The sequence below is a fragment of the Micromonospora sp. DT68 genome (assembly GCF_049847245.1).
Classification (GTDB): domain Bacteria; phylum Actinomycetota; class Actinomycetes; order Mycobacteriales; family Micromonosporaceae; genus Micromonospora; species Micromonospora profundi.
In genome coordinates this window covers 1,659-4,979 of the sequence record NZ_JBNCNZ010000043.1, presented here as the reverse complement: position 1 = coordinate 4,979, position 3,321 = coordinate 1,659, and the positions used below count along the sequence as shown (strand labels likewise).

Below are 3,321 nucleotides of genomic sequence, written 5' to 3'. Positions count from 1 at the left end.
GGGTTTGTTGTTCGTTTGTCTAGAGTTGCACAGTGGACGCGTAGCAGCTTAGTAGTCAAGTCCTCGGCCTATTAGTACCGGTCAACTGAACCCGTTACCGGGCTTACATTTCCGGCCTATCAACCCAGTCGTCTAGCTGGGGGCCTTACCCCACCAAAGGTGGGTGGGATACCTCATCTTGAAGCAGGCTTCCCGCTTAGATGCTTTCAGCGGTTATCCCTTCCGAACGTAGCTAACCAGCCGTGCCCCTGGCGGGACAACTGGCACACCAGAGGTTCGTCCGTCCCGGTCCTCTCGTACTAGGGACAGCCCTTCTCAAGTATCCTACGCGCACGGCGGATAGGGACCGAACTGTCTCACGACGTTCTAAACCCAGCTCGCGTACCGCTTTAATGGGCGAACAGCCCAACCCTTGGGACCTGCTACAGCCCCAGGATGCGACGAGCCGACATCGAGGTGCCAAACCATCCCGTCGATATGGACTCTTGGGGAAGATCAGCCTGTTATCCCCGGGGTACCTTTTATCCGTTGAGCGACACCGCTTCCACTCGCAAGTGCCGGATCACTAGTCCCGACTTTCGTCCCTGCTCGACCTGTCAGTCTCACAGTCAAGCTCCCTTGTGTACTTGCACTCAACACCTGATTGCCAACCAGGCTGAGGGAACCTTTGGGCGCCTCCGTTACCCTTTAGGAGGCAACCGCCCCAGTTAAACTACCCACCAGACACTGTCCCTGAACCGGATAACGGTCCGAAGTTAGATACCCAAATCAACCAGAGTGGTATTTCAAGATTGCCTCCACCCATACTGGCGTATGGACTTCACCGGCTCCCACCTATCCTACACAAGCTAATTCGAGTACCAATGTCAAGCTATAGTAAAGGTCCCGGGGTCTTTCCGTCCTGCCGCGCGTAACGAGCATCTTTACTCGTACTGCAATTTCGCCGGGCCTGTGGTTGAGACAGTGGGGAAGTCGTTACGCCATTCGTGCAGGTCGGAACTTACCCGACAAGGAATTTCGCTACCTTAGGATGGTTATAGTTACCACCGCCGTTTACTGGCGCTTAAGTTCTCCGCTTCGCCCCGAAGAGCTAACAGGTCCCCTTAACGTTCCAGCACCGGGCAGGCGTCAGTCCATATACATCGAATTACTTCTTCGCATGGACCTGTGTTTTTAGTAAACAGTCGCTTCCCCCTGCTCTCTGCGGCCATACAACGCTCCACCCGCGCGGGGCTTCACGTCTCCGGCCCCCCTTCTCCCTAAGTTACGGGGGCAATTTGCCGAGTTCCTTAACCACAGTTCGCCCGATCGCCTCGGTATTCTCTACCTGACCACCTGTGTCGGTTTGGGGTACGGGCCGCTAAGAACTCGCTAGAGGCTTTTCTCGGCAGCATAGGATCACTGACTTCACCTGAATCGGCTCGGCATCACGTCTCAGCCTCAAGTGTCGCGGATTTGCCTACGACACGGCCTACACGCTTACCCCGGCACAACCACCGGCCGGGCTCAGCTACCTTCCTGCGTCACCCCATCGCTTGACTACTACCCGCCAGGTTCCCACGCTCCCCAACCTTGACCCGAAGGTCGCAGCCGGTTTGGGTGGTTAGCACAACGAGGTTCATCAGGGACGCTCTTTCGCGGGTACGGGAATATCAACCCGTTGTCCATCGACTACGCCTCTCGGCCTCGCCTTAGGTCCCGACTCACCCAGGGCGGATTAGCCTGGCCCTGGAACCCTTGGTCATCCGGCGGAAGGGTTTCTCACCCTTCTTTCGCTACTCATGCCTGCATTCTCACTCGTGCCGCGTCCACAACTGGGTCACCCCGCTGCTTCACTCGCGGCACGACGCTCCCCTACCCATCCACACACCTGCACAAGGAATCACGTCCAAGCGAGGTTAAAATGTGAATGCCACAGCTTCGGCGGTGTGCTTGAGCCCCGCTACATTGTCGGCGCGGAACCACTTGACCAGTGAGCTATTACGCACTCTTTAAAGGGTGGCTGCTTCTAAGCCAACCTCCTGGTTGTCTATGCGACCCCACATCCTTTTCCACTTAGCACACGCTTAGGGGCCTTAGCTGGTGATCTGGGCTGTTTCCCTCTCGACTACGAAGCTTATCCCCCGCAGTCTCACTGCCGCGCTCTCACTTACCGGCATTCGGAGTTTGGCTGATTTCGGTAAGCTTGTGGGCCCCCTAGACCATCCAGTGCTCTACCTCCGGCAAGAAACACGCGACGCTGCACCTAAATGCATTTCGGGGAGAACCAGCTATCACGGAGTTTGATTGGCCTTTCACCCCTAACCACAGGTCATCCCCCAACTTTTCAACGTTGGTGGGTTCGGCCCTCCACGCGGTCTTACCCGCGCTTCAGCCTGCCCATGGCTAGATCACTCCGCTTCGGGTCTAGGACACGCGACTGAATCGCCCTATTCAGACTCGCTTTCGCTACGGCTCCCCCACACGGGTTAACCTCGCCACATGCCACTAACTCGCAGGCTCATTCTTCAAAAGGCACGCCGTCACCCCGCAAGGCTCCGACGGATTGTAGGCGAACGGTTTCAGGTACTATTTCACTCCCCTCCCGGGGTACTTTTCACCATTCCCTCACGGTACTCGTCCGCTATCGGTCACCAGGAAGTATTTAGGCTTACCAGGTGGTCCTGGCAGATTCACGGCAGATTTCAGGGGTCCGCCGCTACTCGGGAACACCCACAGAAGGTCAGCAACTTTCACCTACCGGACTTTCACCGTCTACGGTCAGCCATTCCAGACTGTTCGACTAGCCACTAACTTTGTAACTCCTCGAACAAGTGTCAGCTTGTTCAGTAGGGTCCCACAACCCCGACCACGCAACCCCTGACAGGTATCACACGCAGCCGGTTTAGCCTCAATCCGCTTTCGCTCGCCACTACTCACGGAATCACTATTTGTTTTCTCTTCCTACGGGTACTGAGATGTTTCACTTCCCCGCGTTCCCCCCACACACCCTATGTGTTCAGGTGTGGGTGACACCACATGACTGGTGCCAGGTTTCCCCATTCGGACACCCTGGGATCACAGCTTGGTTGACAGCTCCCCCAGGCCTATCGCGGCCTCCCACGTCCTTCATCGGCTCCTGGTGCCAAGGCATTCACCGTTCGCCCTTGACAACTTGACCACAAAGATGCTCGCGTCCACTGTGCAATTCTCAACAAACGACCAACCCACAACCCACAAGCCCCACACCAGCACCACCACAGCGGACGGTATGCGGGACCAGGCCATGCCTGGCAGACCACCAGCCCCCACACCGGAGGGCCAGACAAGTCTCTGAAAGAC

Annotated in this window: 1 rRNA gene; it reads right to left on the bottom strand. The window is 56.9% G+C overall.

Features of this window, described 5'->3' with window-relative positions:
• Positions 1–51 precede the first annotated feature (51 nt).
• Positions 52–3,160: ribosomal RNA gene (locus tag ACPXB1_RS30500) — 23S ribosomal RNA — on the bottom strand.
• Between the last annotated feature and the right edge of the window lie 161 nt (positions 3,161–3,321).